Source organism: Sphingomonas piscis (assembly GCF_011300455.1).
Classification (GTDB): Bacteria; Pseudomonadota; Alphaproteobacteria; order Sphingomonadales; family Sphingomonadaceae; genus Sphingomicrobium; species Sphingomicrobium piscis.
The window spans coordinates 1,469,748-1,487,126 of sequence record NZ_CP049869.1 but is presented as its reverse complement, the minus strand read 5'-3'; the positions used below and the strand labels follow the sequence as shown (position 1 = coordinate 1,487,126).

Sequence of the window (17,379 nt, the reverse complement as noted above, 5' to 3'; positions counted from 1 at the left end):
GGTTAGGTGAGCGTGCATCAGGCGACCGCCTGATAGATTCCGTAGGCGCTGGTGAGGGTGAGCAGCACGCCCACGAAGACCAGCAGGAGTTTGGGAAGCGCCTTCTTGGCAGCCCAGGCAGCGAGCGGCGCCGCCACCACCCCGCCGATCAGCAGGCCGAGGGTGGCGGTCGTGAAAGCCGCCAATCCCATGGTCGCAAGAAAGGTGATCGATACGGTGAGCGCCAGCAGGAACTCGGCAGCGCTTACGGTGCCGATGGTTTTGCGCGGTTCGGCACCTTGAACGAGCAGGTTACCCGTCACGATCGGGCCCCAGCCACCGCCGCCGGCCGCATCCATGAATCCGCCGATGAGGCCGAGCGGCTCCACAATCTTCGGCGCCTTATGCTCGGGCGGGTAATGGAAGCCGCGCCAGATCAGGTACAGTCCGATCAGACCCAAATACCCAAGCACGAACGGCTTGGCATCGTCGGCATGAAATTGGGTAAGAACGTAGGCACCGAGCGCACCGCCGATCATGCCCGGGATGGCGATCCGGGCGAACAGTTTCCAGTCGATATTGCCGTGGAAAAGGTGGCTGAGACCCGAAGCCCCGGTCGTGAACGTCTCAACGGTATGCGTTCCGGCGGAGGCAGCCGCCGGCGGCACGCCCAGGCTCAGCAGGATGGTGTTGGAGATGACCCCAAAGGCCATGCCGAGTGCGCCGTCGACCATCTGCGCGGCAAAGCCGGCAAGAATGAACGGCAGCAACGCCAGCCCATACTGGTGCACGAAATCGACCATCAAGCCCCTGAACCCACGCAAGCGTAGCCGATTCGCGGCTACGTGGCCGTTCAGTATTCCCTAGTTGTCTACTAGGCAATAGGAAATTAAGTCAACCGTCGATGAGCGCGCTTCGGACCGCTTTGACGAGGGCACCTGCGCGAAACGGCTTGGCCAGCAATGGCGCGTCCGGTGCCACCCGGCGCACCGCGTCGGTTTCGTTGTAGCCGGACACGAACAGGATGGCCTGTTCGGGCCGTTGAACCCGAATTCGGCTTGCGACCTCCGCGCCGGACATGCTCGGCATGACGAAATCCAGGACGACGAGGTCCGCCGCCTCCTGGCTGAACAGGCGCAGGCCTTCGAAGCCGTCGCTGGCATCGCGAACGTCGAACCCTTCCTCTTCCAGGCTCGTGACGACGAACTGCCGGACATCGGGATCGTCGTCGATCACGAGAATGCTGGCCGGTCGGCTGCGATGGGTGAGGTGATCGGCGATCGGCTCGCCCGCATCCATCTGCTGATCGCCCGATTGCGCAACCCGGAACAGCAGCTTCACCGTTGTCCCTTCGCCGGCGCGGCTTTCGATACGCGCCGTGCCGCCCGACTGCCGCGCCATGCCATAGACCATCGACAGCCCAAGCCCGGTACCCTTGCCGACTTCCTTGGTGGTGAAGAAGGGTTCAAAGGCGCGGGCGATCACCTCCTCCGTCATTCCGCTGCCGGTATCCGCGATCGACAGTTCGACATAGTCGCCCGGTTCCAGCTCGCTATCGCGCCGAACGCGCACGGATCGGGAGCGGAAGGTAAGGATCCCGCCGTCGGCCATGGCATCCCTGGCGTTGATCGCAAGGTTGAGGAGCGCGACTTCCAACTGGGTTGGATCGGCCATGACCCACATACCCTCGGCATCCAGTTCGAAGCGCTTCTCTATGCCCGGCCCCAGAACATTGCGCAGGAGTGGCCGCATGTCCTCGATCAACGGCGTCACCGGAGTCGGCTTCACCTCAAGCCTTTGAACGCGGCTAAACGCCAGCAACTGCCCGGTCAGCCGGGCGCCCCGTTCGGCGGCCGCAAGCGCGTTCTCGGCATAGCGCTTCACCTTGTCGTCGCTCGAGCGCTTGCAGATGATGTCGAGACCGCCGACCACCACGGTCAGCAAATTGTTGAAATCGTGCGCAATGCCTCCGGTCAGCTGGCCTAGGGCTTCCATCTTCTGGCTTTGGCGGAGTTGTTCCTGCGCAGCCTTGAGGTCGGTGACATCGCGCGCTTCGAGGAGCAGGTAGATGACCGTACCATCGTCGCCACGCACCGGCTGCACCGACAGGTCGAGGTAGGTCGTAGGAACGCCGGGCCGCTCCATCGGCACCTCGGCCATGAAAGTCTTGCCGCGCGCGGCGCGGCGCACCGCGTCCCTGATCATCGGGATATGCTGCGGATAGGCTTTCAAGGTGGCGCTTTCCCAAACCTTCCGGCCGACCGAGCGCCGAAGATCGTCGGCACGCCACGGTGCCTTCTTGCGGTTCATCTCGACCACATTGCCCTTGGGGTCGAGAAGAACGAGCACTTCCTGCACGGTGTCGAAGATGGAGCGGAACCGCGCTTCGCTCGCCGCCAGCTTGGCAGTGCGTTCCTCGACCTGCGCCTTCAGCTGGTCTTCCGCATGTTTGGAAAGGGTAATGTCGCTTGCAACGCCGATGAAGCCCATCAGCCGTCCATCCGCGTCGTACCGAGGCGACGAGACGCTGCGAAGCCACCGATACTCGCCGTCCGCGCGGCGATAGCGCGCTTCAAGCGTGAACGGCTTGCCCGAGGCTTCTCCCGCCAGGCTTTCCCGCATGACCCGGTCGCGATCGTCGGAATGGATCGCGTCGCGCCAGTCGAACAGCCTCGCCGCCTCGCCCTTTAGGCCGACGAACTCGGCATAGGCATCGTTCACGAAATCGCGCACCCGGTCGGCCCGCGTAACCCACATCAGCGCCGGAGCAGAGTTGGCGATCCGGCGGAACCGCGCCTCGCTTTCGCGCAGGGCGCGCTCGGTCGCGCGCTGCTCCGTTACGTCTGTCAGAAGGACGATGACGCCCCGGATCTTGGCCTCCGGGCCGACCCACGGCAGATATTCCAGCTGAAGCGCCAGCGGACCGCGCGTCGGGTGATTGAAATCGGAAATGAACCACTGCTTCTGACCAGCCAGCGCCGCATCCATCAACGGCCGCCGCTCCGCGTACGCTTGCTCACCGACCATCTCGCGCACGTGACGGCCGAGATATCGCTCACGCGGCTCGCCCATCCACTCGGCGAGAGGTGTGTTGAGAAAACGGACGACGTGGCTCTCGTCGACGAAATTGATCATCACCGGCAACATGTCGGCGATTGCCAGCATGTTGGAAGGATCAAGCAGGTCCAGCGGCAATGACGACCGCGGTTCCGAAGATTGCGGAACCGTGCCTACGGCATCAGGCGACTCGCCCGGCTTCGATACCCCCCTGTATCCATTGCGGTGATATTGCTCCCCAATCAGCGACTTACGCAAGTGCGCGAGACGAAGTCACCCTGGCCTCGGGCTAGGCAACCCCGCCGTCGTTCAGGAAGAGTTCGATTTCCCGAGCGACCCGCCGGGTCGCATTCTTCGAAATGGCGAAGGCCATGTGGCTGCAGCCGAGTTCCACTTCTCGGTCCCGCTCGAGCGGCAGCCCGCGGGCCGACCGCGGGGCAACGATTCCGTCCCGCCGCGACCACAGAGCAAGGGTCGGCACGGGCGGTTTGTCGGTGATCCTGGGCACCGGTGGATTGTCGACGCTATGCCCGGCGACCCACTCGTACAATCGCCACACATTGTTCTGGCGAAGGCTGCCGGAAAATGGCGAGCCGAGAGTGACGACCGCCTTCACCTTGGCAGGGCAGTGCCGGGCAAGTTCGCGGGCATACAAGCCGCCGAGGCTCCAGCCCACGATCAGCACCGGTTCCTTCCCGCCGATCCGGTCGATGCAGCGCTCCAGGCGCTCCAGCGTATCCGGCTCGACGCGCTTGTTCAGTCCGAGCCGCCACGGATGTACACGCCAACCCGCTTCCCCGAGCGCCCGATGAAGTTCGATGCATGTGCGGTCTCCCGCCATCCAGCCCGGAATAACCAGCGCCGGGGGTCCGTCTGCCGGGCCATGCGGCCCGACGTTGCCGAACCCACGCCAAAACCGAGCTGCCAGCCACGTCGCCTCGCCGACCCGGCGGATGCCGGGCGGGGGACGATCGTCGCCGGTGAAAGTCAGAGAAACTCTCCGCCCATCAGCTCCTGAAGCACCCTAGGCAGGCGTACCCGGCCGTTTTCCGTCTGGTGGTTCTCCAGCAATGGGACAAGAATGCGCGGCGAGGCGAGCGCCGTGTTGTTCAACGTGTGGGCGAACCGAACCTTGCCGTCCCTGTCGCGGTAACGGATGTTCGCCCGGCGCGCCTGCCAGTCGTGAAGCGTCGAGCAGCTATGCGTTTCGCGATATTTGCCCAGGCTCGGCACCCAGCTTTCGATATCGTTCATTCGATATTTGCCGAGGCCCATGTCGCCGGTCGAGGTTTCGATCACCTGGTAGGGGATTTCCAGCGCTGTCAGCAGGCTTTCCGCCAGCTCGAGCAGGCGCGCGTGCCATTCGGCCGACTGCGCTTGGTCCGCCTCGCAGATGACATATTGCTCGACCTTCACGAACTGGTGGACGCGAAGCAACCCGCGCACGTCGCGGCCCGCGCTTCCCGCCTCGCGGCGGAAGCAGGGCGAGTAGCCGGCGTAAAGCACCGGAAGGCTGCCCGATTCGAGAATTTCGCCCGAGTGGAGCGAGGTCAGCGCCACCTCCGCGGTGCCGGCCAGCCACAAGTCGTCGTTGGGGAGCTGGTAGGTCTCTTCCTCATGGCCGGGGAACTGACCCTGGTTGAGGAATGCCTGGTCTCGGGCGATCGCGGGAACGGTGATCGGCGTGAATTCGGCGGCTGCGATCTTCTCGAGCGCCCAAGCCATCAGCTTGGTTTCGAGCAGCGCCAACCGCCCCTTCAGGCAATAGGTGCGCGACCCCGACACCTGGGTGATCCGCGACAGGTCGGCCCAGCCATTCTTCTCGATAAGTGCCACGTGGTCGAGGGGTTCGAAGCCGAACTCAGGTGGGCTGCCCTCGGTGCGGATGACGATATTGCTATTCTCGTCGGGCCCGATCGGCGCGCCTTCGTACGGGATGTTGGGCACCCGCATCTGGAGTGCCGTCAGCAAGCGCTGCTTCTCGGCGAGATGGCCTTCGAGTTCCCCGGCGCGGGCACCTGCTTCCTTGGCCCGGCGGCCTAGCTCCGCTTTTTCTTCCGGCGCCGCGCTTTTGAAGCCTGCGCTGATCGCGTTGCGCTCGGCGCGGAGCTGGTCGATCTCAGTCTTGAGTCCGCGGACCTCACCCTCGAGGGTGAGCAGAGCATCGAGATCGAGTCCAACATTCTTCTGCGCAATCGCGCGCTCGACGGCCTCGCGGTTGGCCTTGATGAAATCCAGTCCCAGCATGGATGGGCGGATGCGCGAATTGCGCGTGGAGGGCAAGTTCGCCTATCGAACCGTCATGCCATCCGGACTCATCGCCCTTCTCGACGACGTCGCCACCATCGCCAAGATCGCCGCCTCGTCCGTCGACGATATCGGCCTCGCGGTCGGCAAAGCCGGAACCAAGGCCGCTGGCGTCGTGATCGACGATACGGCGGTCACGCCGAACTACGTGACCGGCTTCACGCCCGACCGCGAATTGCCGATCATCGGCAAGATCGCCCTTGGGTCGTTGAAGAACAAGCTGCTGATCCTCTTGCCAGGCGCGCTTCTGTTATTGGCGTTCGCTGAATTCCTGATCGTTCCGCTGCTCATGGTAGGCGGCGCTTACCTGGCGTTCGAGGCGACGGAGAAGATCGTCGAGAAAGTGACTGGCGACCATCATGCCGAGGCGGAGCTGATGGAGGCGGAAACGCCGCAGGAACTTGAAAAGCGCCAGGTCAGCGGCGCCATCCGCACCGACTTCATCCTGTCGGCCGAAATCATGGCCATCTCCCTGGCCGAGCTTCGCGAGCTGAACCTTTGGAGCATGGCGGCGGCACTGGCCGCGGTCGGCATCGCCATCACCGTTGCCGTCTACGGCGTCGTCGCCCTCATCGTGAAGCTGGACGACATCGGCCTTCACATGACCAAGCGGCGGAGCGGCGGGGCCCAGGCGTTCGGACGCGGGCTGGTCCAGGTGGTGCCGAAGCTGCTTGCCGTGCTTGGCGTGGTCGGCACCGCCGCGATGCTCTGGGTCGGCGGCGGCATCCTGGTTCACGGGCTGCACGAGATGCACATCCTGGAGTTCATTCCAGATACCGTCGACCATGTCGCCCATGCGGTCGGCGGCGATGGCGGCTTCCTGAATTGGCTGGCCCATGCGATCGGCGGCGCGATCGTCGGCGCGGTGGTCGGGGGTGTCATCGTTGCCATCCTGCACGTCATCCCGCGCAAGAAGGCAGCTGCCCACTAGTCGAAGTGGAGCCTGCGATAGCTGCCGCGGAAGTAGAGCAGGGGATCGAGGCTGGCGTCGAAGCTGGCCTTCAGCACTTTGCCGACAACGATGTGGTGATCGCCGCCCTCATGAACCTCGAACCGCTCGCACTCGAAAACGCCTAGTGAGTCCTTCAAAATCGGCGGGCCGAACTCGCCCTCCGACCATGGTGTGGAGCCGAAGCGATCCTGATCCCGGGTTGAAAATCGTATGGAGGCAGGCTGCTGTTCATTCTGCAGTACGTTGACGGCGAAGTGGCTGGCATCGGTAAGGCATGGCGCGCAGGCGGCGCTTTTGTGGATGCAGACCAGCAGCAGCGGTGGGTCGAGCGAGACGGAGGTGAAGCTGTTGGCCGTGAACCCGACCGGCTTGCCGTCGCCATCGATGCAGGTGACGATGGTCACCCCGGTCGCGAAGCAGCCGAGCGCGTCGCGCAGGGTGCGGGGATCGCTGCCGGTCCGATATTCGCGGGGTTCGTCTGCCATCAGCCCGCTATAGTCATTGGCGCCGGATGCTCCAGCTTCACTGACCTGCCAAACGGTTGATTGCCCCTGCCAGGTCGACGTCGCGCTGGGTGACGCCGCCCGCATCATGGCTGGTCAGGCGGAAGTCGACGCGGTTCCAGACGCTGGTGAACTCGGGATGATGATCCTTGGTCTCGGCGTGCATGGCGACGCGCGTCAGAAAGCCGAACGCTTCCGAAAAGTCCTTGAACTTGAACGTCCGGGTCAGTGCGTCGCCAGCGATCGTCCAGCCTTCGGGCGTTTCCATGCTCATCTCCCTCAAGCCGCGAGCCGGGCCCAGATCGGCAGGTGATCGGAGGCGCGGCGGGCCGAATGGCTCATGTGGACGCCCGACGCCTCGATCCGCAAGCTCTTGTCGACGATGATTCGGTCGAGGCAGGCGACCGGGTGGCGGGAGTGGAAGCTCGGGCCGGTCGGTGCGATCTGATAGGTTTGCGCGACCTCGCGCAGGCAGCCGGCCTCCGCCCGCCACTCGTTGGTGTCGCCCATCAGTACCGTCGGCATTTGCTGCGGCCGGTCGGCGATCGCATCGAGAATTGCCCGCATCTGCCGCCGCCGCCACAGGCCAGACAGGTCGAGGTGCAGGCCGACGACGCGGAAGGGGCGATCGCCGTCCAGCAGAAGCTCCGCCATCACGGCGCCACGCGGTTCCAGCGTCGGAAGCTCCAGCGCCGCCACCTCGATGACGCCGATATTCTTTTTCACCAGGATGGCGTTGCCATGCCAGCCGATGTTGCGGGTGTTGATCTTCATCCACTGCTCTGCCTTCGCGCCGCCGGGGATGCGTTCGAGGTGGCGGCGGTGGCGGACGCCGAGGTGCACCGCCTTGTAGACGCCGTGCGTATCGATGAGGTCATGCGGCACGGCCGAGGCGCGGCCACCGAAGCGCTTGTCGGCCTCCTGGAGCGCGACGACATCGGCGTCGATCTCATGAAGCACGTCGAGCACGCGCTGCGGATCGCGGCGCCGGTCGGTGCCGATCGCCTTGCGCATATTGTAGGACGCAACGGTAATCGTCGGCATGCCAGTCACGCTGCCGCCAACTGCACTGCTGCCGCCAAGGTTCCTCAAACGTCGAGGTTGGCGACGCTGAGCGCGTTTTCCTGAATGAATTCGCGGCGCGGTTCGACGACGTCGCCCATCAGGCGGGTGAAAATTTCGTCGGCGACGTCCGCCTGGCTGACCTCCACCCGAAGGAGCGAGCGGTTGGCGGGGTCGAGCGTCGTTTCCCATAATTGCTCGGCGTTCATCTCGCCAAGACCCTTGTAGCGTTGGATCGACAGGCCCTTGCGGCCGGCGGCGAGCACTGCGTCGAGCAGTTCGGACGGGCGGGAGATAGCCACCGGCTTGCCCTTGGTGTCGGCTTCCGCCTGCTCGGCCGCTTCCTCACCTTCGCCGGCGCCGACGGTCGGCTCCTGCTGGGCGGCACCCTTCTTCATCGTGCGGAGAGTCGAGGGGCCGGAGTAGGCCTCGAGCTGCTCGGCGGCCAATGCGTGAAGCTTGCGGGCCTCGGCCGAGATCAGGAACGCCGGTTCGAAGATATAGGCATCGGTGACGCCGCGCCACAGGCGCTTCAGCAAATAACCGCCCTCGGCCGCAATCTCGCCAGACCAGACGGCTTCGAGATCGGCCGCGCCTAGCCAGGCGGCCACGCGGGCAATGGCTTCAGCGCGCGCGCCGTCCTTGAGCTCGGGATCGAGCGCGCCGTTGATCGCCAGCGCCTCGATCAGCGCCGGGTCATATTTGCGCGGCGCGTAGCGCATCAGGGTGCGCATGCGGCGGGCATGGTCGACCAGCGAGCGCAGGTCCTGCCCCGTGCGTTGCCCGTCCGGACCTTCGAGGTTCAGGCCGTCAAGGCCGGCGTCGACCAGATATTCGTCGAGCGCCGCATCGTCCTTGAGATAGACCTCCGACCGGCCGCGCGCGACCTTGTAGAGCGGCGGCTGAGCGATGAAGAGGTGCCCGTTCTCGATCAGCTCCGGCATCTGACGGTAGAAGAAGGTCAGCAAAAGCGTGCGGATGTGGGCGCCGTCGACGTCTGCGTCCGTCATGATCACGATCTTGTGATAGCGGAGCTTTTCGACGTCGAAGCCGGTGCGGTCCATGCCGGTCGCGATGCCGGTGCCGAGCGCCTGGATGATAGTGCCGACTTCCTTTGACGAGAGCATGCGGTCCATGCGCGCACGCTCGACGTTCAGGATCTTGCCCTTCAGCGGCAGGATCGCCTGGTTGTTGCGATTGCGGCCCTGCTTGGCGGAGCCTCCGGCGCTGTCACCCTCGACCAGGAACAGTTCGCACTTGGTCGCGTCCCGCTCCTGGCAGTCGGCAAGCTTGCCCGGCAGCGAGGCGACGCCCATCACCGACTTGCGGGTAGCCTCGCGCGCCTTGCGGGCCGCTTCGCGGGCGGCAGCGGCGTCGATCACCTTCTGGATGATCGCGCGTGCGTTCTGGGGGTTCTCCTCCAGCCACTCCGTCATCTTGTCGGTCATCAAGCTTTCGAGCGGCTGGCGTACCTCGGAGCTGACGAGCTTATCCTTGGTCTGGCTGCTGAACTTGGGGTCGGGCAGCTTGACGGACACGATGGCGGTCAGGCCCTCGCGCATGTCGTCGCCGGTGAGACTAACCTTCTCCTTCTTCAGAAGGCCAGATTTCTCGGCATAATTGTTGATGGTGCGGGTCAGCGCCGCGCGAAAAGCGGCCATGTGGGTGCCGCCGTCGCGCTGCGGAATGTTGTTCGTGAACGGCAGGACATTTTCGTAATAGCTGTCGTTCCATTCCAGCGCGACGTCGATGCCGATGCCGTCGCGCACGGCGGAAATGGCGATCGGCTCGGGAAAGAGCGCGTTCTTGGCCCGGTCGAGATATTTGACGAAGGCCGCGATGCCGCCCTCGTAGTACAGCTCATGCTCCACACGCTCTTCGTGGCGCGCGTCGGCAAGCAGGATGCGGACGCCGGAATTCAGGAAGGCGAGCTCGCGGTACCGATGCTCGAGCTTTTCGAAATCGAACTCGGTGATCTTGAAGGTGGCGGGGCTCGGCAGGAAGGTCACGCTGGTGCCCTTCTTTCCTTCCGGCGCGGGGCCGACGACCTTCAGCGGCGCCACCGCATCGCCATGGGCGAAGCGCATGTAATGCTCCTCGCCGTCGCGCCAGATGCGAAGGTCGAGGAACTCGGAGAGGGCGTTGACGACCGACACGCCAACGCCGTGGAGGCCGCCGGACACCTTGTAGGCATTGTCGTCGCTGGTGTTCTCGAACTTACCGCCGGCATGAAGCTGGGTCATGATGACCTCGGCCGCCGACACGCCCTCTTCGGGGTGGATGCCGGTCGGGATGCCGCGGCCATTGTCCTCGACCGTGACCGAGCCGTCGGGGTTCAGCTGAATGAGAATGCGGTCGCAGTGACCCGCCAGCGCCTCGTCGATGGCATTATCGGAAACTTCGAACACCATATGGTGCAGGCCCGACCCGTCGTCGGTATCGCCGATATACATTCCGGGCCGTTTGCGGACGGCGTCCAGCCCCTTCAAAACCTTGATGGAATCGGCGCCGTAGCTGTTCTGATTGGGATCACTTGCCATAGAGGATCCGATATAGGGACTCGGCGCCGAAAGTCACGCGCATGCGCGTGGCGTATGCGCGTGCACACGCGTGAGTCAGGCCGGTCTGCGCAGGGTCAGACCAAGCGTGATCCACCACAGCAGGCTGGCTACTCCGAACAGCAGCCCCACTGGGGGAAAGACAAGGGTAGCGACGCCGGAGATGGCAAGCAGGATGGCGGCCATCCTCAAAGAGCGCGGTGCATTCGGTCGTCCCCAGGTGGAGAGCGCGGCCCATGCTCCCGTTGCGGGCAAGGAGAGAAGCCCAAGCAGGCCGACAATGGCGCCCATCCGCGGCGAGGACGTGGCTAGTGCCAGCACGGCAAAAAGGCCGACCACGCCCGCCGCCATCACCAGCAGCGCGGCGGCGTAGCCGAGCCCGGCAGCGAGCGTGGAGATGCGCCAGCGGCGGCGACTTGCCGTCACCGCGACGATGATGGCGATCCCGGTCACGATCTTCAGGAGTTCGGCGGCAATCAGCAAAGGTCGGGCTGCGCGCAGCGCCTCGACGCTGGCGGAGGCGACCTCCATGCCGCTGGCGACACTCATCGCCTGCATGATGCCGATCCCCACACCCATACCAGCGATTGTCAGCGCCGCCGCAGCGAAGCTTGCCAAAGCGCCGGCCTGCTGCCGTGAAGCCATCAGTCCATTCCCCTTCACACCCGGTGCACGGCCCCGCCCGCCACTTCGTAGCGCGACGCCTGCCTCACCTCGGTGAACAGCGAGGCATCGGTGCCCGTCATCCACACCTGATTACGCCCTTCGAGACGTTGGAACAAAGCCGCGCGGCGACGGGCGTCGAGGTGCGCCGCCACTTCGTCGAGAAGAAGGATCGGCGCCATGCCCCGTCGCTCGGCCACCAGCTCGGCATGGGCAAGAATGAGGCCGAGCAGCAGCGCCTTTTGCTCGCCAGTGGAGCATCGCGCTGCCGGCATGACCTTGGCGGCGTGGATAACGGAGAGATCCTGCCGATGCGGACCGGCCACTGCGCGCCCGGCGGCGGCATCGCGGCCACGGTTGGCGCGCAGTTCGGCGGCGAGATCACGGCCTGTCCAGCCTTCCAGCGCAATGGCGGCGCGCGCGAAGTCGTCGTCCGGCGTGGCGCTGAGCCGATCGGAGAGGGCAGCGACGGTGCGGCTGCGCGCCTGGGCGACCTCACCCCCATGCTCGGCCATTCCCGCTTCCAACGCCCCAAGCCAGGATGGGTCGGCACCATCGGGCTCCGCGAGCAATTTGTTGCGGGCACGCATCGCGGCTTCGTAGCGGGCGGCGTGGTGGGCATGGGATGGTTCAAGTGCCAGCACCAGCCGGTCGAGAAAGCGGCGTCGGTCACCCGCGCTGCCGGCGAACAGGCGATCCATTGCCGGCGTTAGCCAAAGGACGGACAGCCATTCGCTGAGCGCGTTCACCGAAGCCGGGGCACTGTTGACGCGGACTTGGCGGCGCTCGGGCGCCGCAGCCGTGGTGCCGGTTCCAATTTCCACGTCGCCAAGCCGGGCATGGACGGTGAATCCGCCGGCGCCCTGCTCGCGTGCCATCTCGCCCAAAGGAGCAGCGCGAAGGCCACGACCCGGCGTCAGAAGCGACACGGCCTCAAGGATGTTGGTCTTTCCAGCGCCGTTATCGCCCGTCAGCACCACAAAGCCCGGGCCGGGCTCCAGCTGTGCTTCGGCGTAGGAGCGGAAGTCGGTGAGGGTTAAGCGGGTAAGGCTCACACTCTCATGGGCATGAGAACGTACAGTGCATTCGACTTGTCGCTCTCGCGCAGCAGGGTCGGCGCCGCGGCGTCAGCCAGATGCACTTCTACCGTGTCGCCATCGATTTCGCCGAGGATGTCCAGGAGGTAGCGGGCGTTGAAGCCGATCTCCAGGCCCTCGGCGCCATAGTCCGCCGGCACTTCCTCGGTGGCGACGCCGTTCTCGGGCGAGGTGACGGACAAGGTGATCTTGTCGCGATCGACGCTCATCTTCACCGCGCGCGTCTTCTCGCTGGCGATGGTGGAAACGCGATCGACGCCTTGCGCAAAGCTCTTGGGATCCAGCTTCAGCAATTTGTCGTTCCCGGTGGGAATGACCCGGTTGTAATCGGGAAAGGTGCCGTCGATCAGCTTGCTGGTCAGCACCGCGCTGCCGAGACCGAAGCGCACCTTGGTCGGCGATAGCGAAACTTCCACCGTGCCTTCGACCTCGTCGAGCAATTTGCGCAGTTCGGCGACGCATTTGCGGGGCACGATGACGTCCGGCATGCCGTCGGCTCCATCGGGCTTCGCAACCGTTACGCGCGCCAGCCGGTGGCCGTCCGTTGCCGCAGCCTTCAACTGGTCGTCGGCGACATGGAGGAAGATGCCCATTAGATAGTAGCGGGTTTCCTCGCTGGATATGGCGAAACGGGTTTTGTCGATGATCTGGCGGAGCGTCGCCGCGGGAAGCTCGAACCGGGTCGGCAGGTCGCCCTCGGCGATCACCGGGAAGTCGTCGCGGGGAAGCGTCGACAGGTTGAAGCGCGAGCGGCCGGCATTGACCTGCATCTTGCCGTCGGCGGCGGTGAGCTCGACCTGGCTGCCCTCGGGAAGCTTGCGAACGATGTCGAACAAGGTGTGCGCCGACACGGTGGTGGCGCCGGGTTGAGCGACGTTGGCGGGAACGCTTTCGTCGACCTGGAGATCGAGATCGGTGGCCATGAGGCGGATTGCGCCGTCCTCGCTGGCATCGAACAGGACGTTGGACAGAATCGGGATGGTGTTGCGGCGTTCCACCACCGACTGGACGTGGCTCAGGCTCTTGAGGAGTGTCGCCCGTTCAATCGTGACCTTCATCTGCTTGCCCACCCCTCTGGAGACGCGTTTGCGCCCGTTATAACGAGCGTTCCGCGCCGTGCCAGAGGCAGTTGCGGCAGATCGTCCGGCTTAGTTCTTTCCGGGCGTGAGAACGCCGTCGATATGGTGGACGGCGCCGTTCAAATATTGCTCGTCCGCCTTGGTAACCGTGACCTTGCCGCCATTGCCGTCGGTGATGACGATACTGCCACCCTCCTTCGCCGCCGTCAGCGTGCCGCCGCCCATCGTGATGATCTGCGCTTTGCCCTTTCCGCGGTCGATCGCCTTGCCGAGATCATCGGCGAGAACGACGCCGGGCACGATGTGATAGGTGAGTAGGCGCGTGACCTCACCGCGGCCTTCCGGCTTGCTCCACGCGGCGCTGGTCTCCGCCGGCACCTTGGCGATCGCGGCATCGTCAGGAACGAAGACGGTGTAGGGTCCGGGACCGGCCAGCGTCTGGTCGAGGCCCGCAGTCTTCGCCAGGGCGGCAAACCGGCCATTGCTGCCGAGGCCGGTCGCAATCGTCTTGTCTCCGGCCGCGTCCTTTGCCTTGCCGGTCTGCGCTTCGCCAGCCTGATTACCGCCGTCACCGCCGCCGCCGCAGCTGGCAAGGCTGCCCAATGCAAGGGCCACTGCAAGACTGGTGAGGGTGGTGCGCATCGCGATCCTCTTCGAAAATGCTGATGTATGTTGTGGATGCGAAATGGCCCGGGTGCCTTTCGGTTCCCGGGCCATCCCTCGGCTTGGTTCGGCGTTAGACGAGAGCGCTGATTACGGCGGTGATCAGCTGCGTCGTCGGGTCGACCTGGTAGATGTTGCCGTTGGCATAACGGTACCAGGCGTCGTTCGTATCGTAGTAGCGGTCCCGATAGGCATAAGGGACGTTGTAGACGTCGTAGCCCGTCGGGAGCGGCTGCCCAATCCCGAGCGGCGATCCCGTCAGTAGCGACGCGACTGACGTGATCAGGTTGGTCTGCGGATCGACCTGGTAGATCGCGCCCGGCGCATAGCGATAGTAAGCGTCGTCGGTGTCGTAATACATGTCGCGGTACTGATACGGCACGTTGTAGGCCGAATAGCCGGCCGGCAGCATCTGGCCGACTCCGTAGCCGAAGCCAAGCATCGGCGACACGTCCTCGACAAGCCCACTGTAGGGGTCGACCTGGTAGAGGTAGCCGTCATCGTATCGGTAGGAGCTGTACGGCGTGTCCGGGTAGAAGGAGCTGTAATAGCTCGGAACATAATAGTTCGGGTTCGACAGCGGGAAGGTCTGGCCAAGCCCATAGCTTCCGCCGAAAAGCGGCAGCAGCGACGCGATTAAATTGTCGCTGCGGTTCACCCGGTACACGTAGCCGTCGCCGTAGCGATAGTAATAGTCGTCGTCGTCACGGTAGTAGCCGCGCAGATAGTCCGGCAGGTATGACCCGGCATATGCGGCCGGCAGTGCGCCGCCGATCAGCTTCTTGGCCTGACCCGGCGGCAGGCAGCCGTTGCCCTTGGCGGCAAGACCCGGAGGGCAGCCGTAGGAACGGCCGCGAACATTTTCCCAGCGATCGTAATCGTTCCAGTCGCGGCTGGCGACGCGGACGTTGTCCTTCCATTCGCGACCCGCGACGCGGACATCGCGGGGATCCGCGCGGAACGCACGCTCTAGCTGACGATCGCGTCCGCGCACCTGTTGTGCGAATGCACGTTCGGCACGCTGGGGCTTGGCGCGTTCCATTCGGAAGGCCTGGCGTTCCGGGCCGCGCGCCCGCTCCGGCCGGGCCATGCGCTGCTGGATCTTCGGCCGGTCGCCGCCACGGGCAATCTGTCCGCCGCCGCCACGACGTTCCGCCTTGAACGCGTGACCGCCGCCTCCACCACCACCGCCGCGTTGCATCTGCGGCCGGCCGCCGCCGCCGGGACCGCGATCAGCCTTGGCAGCCTTTCCGCCGCCACCACCCCCATGACCGCCCCCATGTCCGCCCTTCTGGGCGGAGGCCGGCGCAGCGATCGCCAAAGCGGCGACACCGGCGGCCAAAATGAGCCTCTTCATGTTGAATCTCCTTGTGACTTGCGACCCTAACGGTCGTTCTGGCCCCCCGTTCCAACGGTGGGCGGCACAGCGACACACCCTGCCGCAGCAAGGTGAACCCCAGATTTCCGCCAAATTCAGAAAAGGATGAGTCGAGCGCTCAGCCGGTTGAACTAGGTCAGCGACCGGCACAAACGAGCGAAGGACTCGATGTCATCCGCATCGTGGTACAGCCCGAAACCGACCCGCAGCACCTCGCCCCGGACGTCCGTCGTGCAGCCCGAGGCTTTCAACTCGGCGGACCAACGGGCTGCATGCGGTGTCGCAAAGGCAAGGAAGCGGGCGGAGCCGCCCCCCGGCGGGTTCAGGAGCTCACTATACCCCAGGGAGGTTCCCGCGAGTTGCCCGATCAGTTCGTATTGAAGCGCCCGAACGTGCGCCGAGATGGTCGCAGTGGTAAGCCCTTCACTTGCCAGCATGCGCTGAACGGCATTGAACCGGTACAGTCCCGAGGGATCGAAGGTGGCGCCGAGGAAACGCCGTGCGTCAGGCGCGTAGCCGACGTGGCCGGGTGGAATCGCCAGATCATCGAATTCGGCATACCAGCCGGTGACCACCGGACGCGTCCCAAACCCTGGCGGCGCATGGAGGAAGCCGCACCCCTCGCCCGCCATCGCATATTTGTACCCGCCCGACAGGTAGAAGGCGCCCGCGGCCGCATCGGCCCCGAACGGCCGCTCGACAGCCATGAAGGCGTGATAGCCGTCGATCACGACCCAGGGGCCTTCAGGTCGGGCAAGCGCGGCAAGTTCATCGATCGGGCCAAATCTTTGCCCGCTGCCGAACATCACTTGGCTGATGAACAGGAGATCATGCTCGCCGCTTTTGGCGCGGTCGAGGAAGCGGGCGTCGAACGTGTCCGCGGGCGTGACCGGAACAGCGTCGATCACGATGTCGCCCGATTCCTGCCACCGTTCGAATTGCCGACGTGCGCTGTGAAACTCGCCGTCGCTGGTCAGCACCCGCAGCCCCGGGCGCTGCGGGTGGGCCGAAACCAGGCGGACGAGCAGTTCGTGCGTGTTGGAGGCGAACACGACGGCATCCGGCTGCCCGGTACCAAGCTCGCGCGCCACATGGCCCTGCGCTTCGGGCCAGACCTGGCCCATCACCTTGTCCCACTTGCCGTCCGCAAGGCTGGCGGCGTCCTCCCAGCATTGGGCCTGCCCTTCGAAACTTGCGTCCGGCCACAGGTGATGGCTGTGCGCCGCCATGTGCAGCCGCTCCGGCGCAGCACCGAGGCTGCGCGAGAAAAGGTGCTTGAAGCTCATAGCTGGGTTCGGATCGCCCACAGTTCGGGGAAGATGCGCTTGCTGAGCGTCGAGCGGAGGTAGGCCGCGCCGGCCGAGCCGCCGGTCCCCGGCTTCCCGCCGATGATCCGCTCCACCGTCAGCACATGCTTGTGCCGCCATGACGCCAGCGCATCGTCGATGTCGATCAGCTTCTCGGCAAGCTGATAGAGGTCGAACCAGCGGTCCGCATCACGGTAGACGTCCAGCCACACGCCCGCGACCGCCTCATCCGATCGGTCGCCGAGGTCGAACCCCGCGCGCTCCAGCGCTTGATGGGCATCGTCGCGCAGGCTCGGCTGATCGAAGGCACGAAGCAGCGCGTGATAATCGCGGCTGTCGCCGGCGTAATGCTTCAGAAAAGCGGCATCCTTCAGGCCTAAGCGATATTCGAATTCGCGGAATTGCGCCGACTGGAACCCCGACGAGGTGCCGAGGACGTGCCGAAAGGCGGAATAGTCGACCGGAGTCAGTGTGGCCAGCACGTCCCAAGACAGCGTCATCACCGATTGGATGCGGCTGATGCGGGCAAGTGCCTTGTAGGCGGGGCGAAACGGTCCTCGCGGATCAGCGACTGCGCAAGGCCAAGCTCATGCAGCATCTGCTTGAGCCACAGTTCCTTGGTCTGATGAATGACGATGAAGAGCATCTCATCGTGCAGAGTCGACAAGGGCCGTTGGGCGCCCAGCAACTCATCGAGCGCCAAATAGTCGGAATAGGTAATCCCGGCAGGAGTCGCAGTCATGGCCGCTCCTTGCGAGCAGCCGCGGCAGGCGG

The 17,379-nt window shown here is 64.8% G+C and carries 17 protein-coding genes; 1 reads left to right on the top strand and 16 read right to left on the bottom strand.

What is annotated here, in order from left to right; genetic code table 11:
• Positions 1-17 precede the first annotated feature (17 nt).
• From G7077_RS07435 to serS, 4 genes are all read right to left on the bottom strand, one after another.
• Positions 18-782 carry a sulfite exporter TauE/SafE family protein gene (locus G7077_RS07435; protein WP_166411147.1) on the bottom strand — a complete coding sequence of 255 codons (765 nt, stop codon included), beginning with the start codon at positions 780-782 and terminating at the stop codon, positions 18-20.
• Between the two features lie 91 nt (positions 783-873).
• Positions 874-3,174: a PAS domain-containing protein gene (locus tag G7077_RS07430; protein WP_166411146.1), complete on the bottom strand. Its 2,301-nt coding sequence runs from the start codon at positions 3,172-3,174 to the stop codon at positions 874-876.
• A 151-nt stretch (positions 3,175-3,325) separates the two neighbouring features.
• Complete coding sequence (locus G7077_RS07425) at positions 3,326-3,877, bottom strand: alpha/beta fold hydrolase (RefSeq protein WP_166411145.1); 552 nt, start codon at positions 3,875-3,877, stop codon at positions 3,326-3,328.
• Between the two features lie 146 nt (positions 3,878-4,023).
• Positions 4,024-5,283, bottom strand: coding sequence for a serine--tRNA ligase (gene serS, locus G7077_RS07420; RefSeq protein WP_166411144.1), 1,260 nt, complete (start codon positions 5,281-5,283; stop codon positions 4,024-4,026).
• Between the two features lie 55 nt (positions 5,284-5,338).
• On the opposite strand from serS, the gene G7077_RS07415 reads away from it, so the two are divergent.
• Entirely contained in the window at positions 5,339-6,274 is a 936-nt protein-coding gene (locus G7077_RS07415; protein WP_166412392.1) for a DUF808 domain-containing protein, read from the top strand.
• On the opposite strand, the gene G7077_RS07410 is transcribed toward G7077_RS07415, so the two are convergent.
• The 12 genes from G7077_RS07410 to G7077_RS14290 all read right to left on the bottom strand — a co-directional run bounded on the left by G7077_RS07410 (position 6,271) and on the right by G7077_RS14290 (position 17,347).
• Positions 6,271-6,780 carry a flavin reductase family protein gene (locus G7077_RS07410; RefSeq protein ID WP_246167100.1) on the bottom strand — a complete coding sequence of 170 codons (510 nt, stop codon included), beginning with the start codon at positions 6,778-6,780 and terminating at the stop codon, positions 6,271-6,273. The two genes, G7077_RS07415 and G7077_RS07410, sit on opposite strands and share 4 nt — an antisense overlap.
• A gap of 37 nt (positions 6,781-6,817) precedes the next feature.
• The gene (locus G7077_RS07405) at positions 6,818-7,072 is read right to left on the bottom strand and encodes a 4a-hydroxytetrahydrobiopterin dehydratase (protein ID WP_166411142.1); all 255 of its coding nucleotides are present in this window, start codon (positions 7,070-7,072) and stop codon (positions 6,818-6,820) included.
• Between the two features lie 5 nt (positions 7,073-7,077).
• Positions 7,078-7,842, bottom strand: a complete 765-nt coding sequence (locus G7077_RS07400) for an endonuclease/exonuclease/phosphatase family protein (RefSeq protein WP_206367738.1) — start codon at positions 7,840-7,842, stop codon at positions 7,078-7,080.
• 44 nt (positions 7,843-7,886) lie between these two features.
• Positions 7,887-10,400 (bottom strand): DNA topoisomerase (ATP-hydrolyzing) subunit B, encoded by a 2,514-nt coding sequence (gene gyrB / locus G7077_RS07395; RefSeq protein ID WP_166411140.1) that lies wholly within the window; start codon positions 10,398-10,400, stop codon positions 7,887-7,889.
• A 75-nt stretch (positions 10,401-10,475) separates the two neighbouring features.
• Positions 10,476-11,063, bottom strand: a complete 588-nt coding sequence (locus tag G7077_RS07390) for a hypothetical protein (RefSeq protein WP_166411139.1) — start codon at positions 11,061-11,063, stop codon at positions 10,476-10,478.
• 14 nt (positions 11,064-11,077) lie between these two features.
• Complete coding sequence (gene recF / locus G7077_RS07385) at positions 11,078-12,136, bottom strand: DNA replication/repair protein RecF (RefSeq protein ID WP_166411138.1); 1,059 nt, start codon at positions 12,134-12,136, stop codon at positions 11,078-11,080.
• Positions 12,133-13,236 (bottom strand): DNA polymerase III subunit beta, encoded by a 1,104-nt coding sequence (gene dnaN, locus G7077_RS07380; protein ID WP_166411137.1) that lies wholly within the window; start codon positions 13,234-13,236, stop codon positions 12,133-12,135. The genes recF and dnaN overlap by 4 nt, the downstream gene beginning before the upstream one ends.
• Before the next feature lie 90 nt (positions 13,237-13,326).
• Entirely contained in the window at positions 13,327-13,899 is a 573-nt protein-coding gene (locus tag G7077_RS07375) for a fasciclin domain-containing protein (RefSeq protein ID WP_166411136.1), read from the bottom strand.
• 94 nt (positions 13,900-13,993) lie between these two features.
• Positions 13,994-15,277, bottom strand: a complete 1,284-nt coding sequence (locus tag G7077_RS07370; protein ID WP_166409926.1) for a hypothetical protein — start codon at positions 15,275-15,277, stop codon at positions 13,994-13,996.
• Between the two features lie 152 nt (positions 15,278-15,429).
• Complete coding sequence (locus tag G7077_RS07365; RefSeq protein WP_166411135.1) at positions 15,430-16,584, bottom strand: aminotransferase class V-fold PLP-dependent enzyme; 1,155 nt, start codon at positions 16,582-16,584, stop codon at positions 15,430-15,432.
• Positions 16,581-17,105 (bottom strand): tryptophan 2,3-dioxygenase, encoded by a 525-nt coding sequence (locus G7077_RS14295; RefSeq protein ID WP_281347063.1) that lies wholly within the window; start codon positions 17,103-17,105, stop codon positions 16,581-16,583. Before G7077_RS14295 ends, G7077_RS07365 begins: the two co-directional genes overlap by 4 nt.
• On the bottom strand, positions 17,105-17,347 hold the full coding sequence (locus tag G7077_RS14290; protein ID WP_281347021.1) for a tryptophan 2,3-dioxygenase family protein: 243 nt from the start codon (positions 17,345-17,347) through the stop codon (positions 17,105-17,107). Before G7077_RS14290 ends, G7077_RS14295 begins: the two co-directional genes overlap by 1 nt.
• Between the last annotated feature and the right edge of the window lie 32 nt (positions 17,348-17,379).

Coding starts and splice junctions, on each gene's coding strand:
- G7077_RS07405 (WP_166411142.1), bottom strand. CDS start 7,072: ATGAGCATGGAAACGCCCGAAGGCTGGACGATCGCTGGCGACGCACTG.
- G7077_RS07370 (WP_166409926.1), bottom strand. CDS start 15,277: ATGAAGAGGCTCATTTTGGCCGCCGGTGTCGCCGCTTTGGCGATCGCT.
- G7077_RS14290 (WP_281347021.1), bottom strand. CDS start 17,347: ATGACTGCGACTCCTGCCGGGATTACCTATTCCGACTATTTGGCGCTC.
- G7077_RS07365 (WP_166411135.1), bottom strand. CDS start 16,584: ATGAGCTTCAAGCACCTTTTCTCGCGCAGCCTCGGTGCTGCGCCGGAG.
- G7077_RS07400 (WP_206367738.1), bottom strand. CDS start 7,842: ATGCCGACGATTACCGTTGCGTCCTACAATATGCGCAAGGCGATCGGC.
- G7077_RS07410 (WP_246167100.1), bottom strand. CDS start 6,780: ATGGCAGACGAACCCCGCGAATATCGGACCGGCAGCGATCCCCGCACC.
- dnaN (WP_166411137.1), bottom strand. CDS start 13,236: ATGAAGGTCACGATTGAACGGGCGACACTCCTCAAGAGCCTGAGCCAC.
- G7077_RS14295 (WP_281347063.1), bottom strand. CDS start 17,105: ATGACGCTGTCTTGGGACGTGCTGGCCACACTGACTCCGGTCGACTAT.
- G7077_RS07425 (WP_166411145.1), bottom strand. CDS start 3,877: ATGGCGGGAGACCGCACATGCATCGAACTTCATCGGGCGCTCGGGGAA.
- G7077_RS07435 (WP_166411147.1), bottom strand. CDS start 782: ATGGTCGATTTCGTGCACCAGTATGGGCTGGCGTTGCTGCCGTTCATT.
- G7077_RS07390 (WP_166411139.1), bottom strand. CDS start 11,063: ATGGCTTCACGGCAGCAGGCCGGCGCTTTGGCAAGCTTCGCTGCGGCG.
- G7077_RS07415 (WP_166412392.1), top strand. CDS start 5,339: ATGCCATCCGGACTCATCGCCCTTCTCGACGACGTCGCCACCATCGCC.
- gyrB (WP_166411140.1), bottom strand. CDS start 10,400: ATGGCAAGTGATCCCAATCAGAACAGCTACGGCGCCGATTCCATCAAG.
- G7077_RS07375 (WP_166411136.1), bottom strand. CDS start 13,899: ATGCGCACCACCCTCACCAGTCTTGCAGTGGCCCTTGCATTGGGCAGC.
- serS (WP_166411144.1), bottom strand. CDS start 5,283: ATGCTGGGACTGGATTTCATCAAGGCCAACCGCGAGGCCGTCGAGCGC.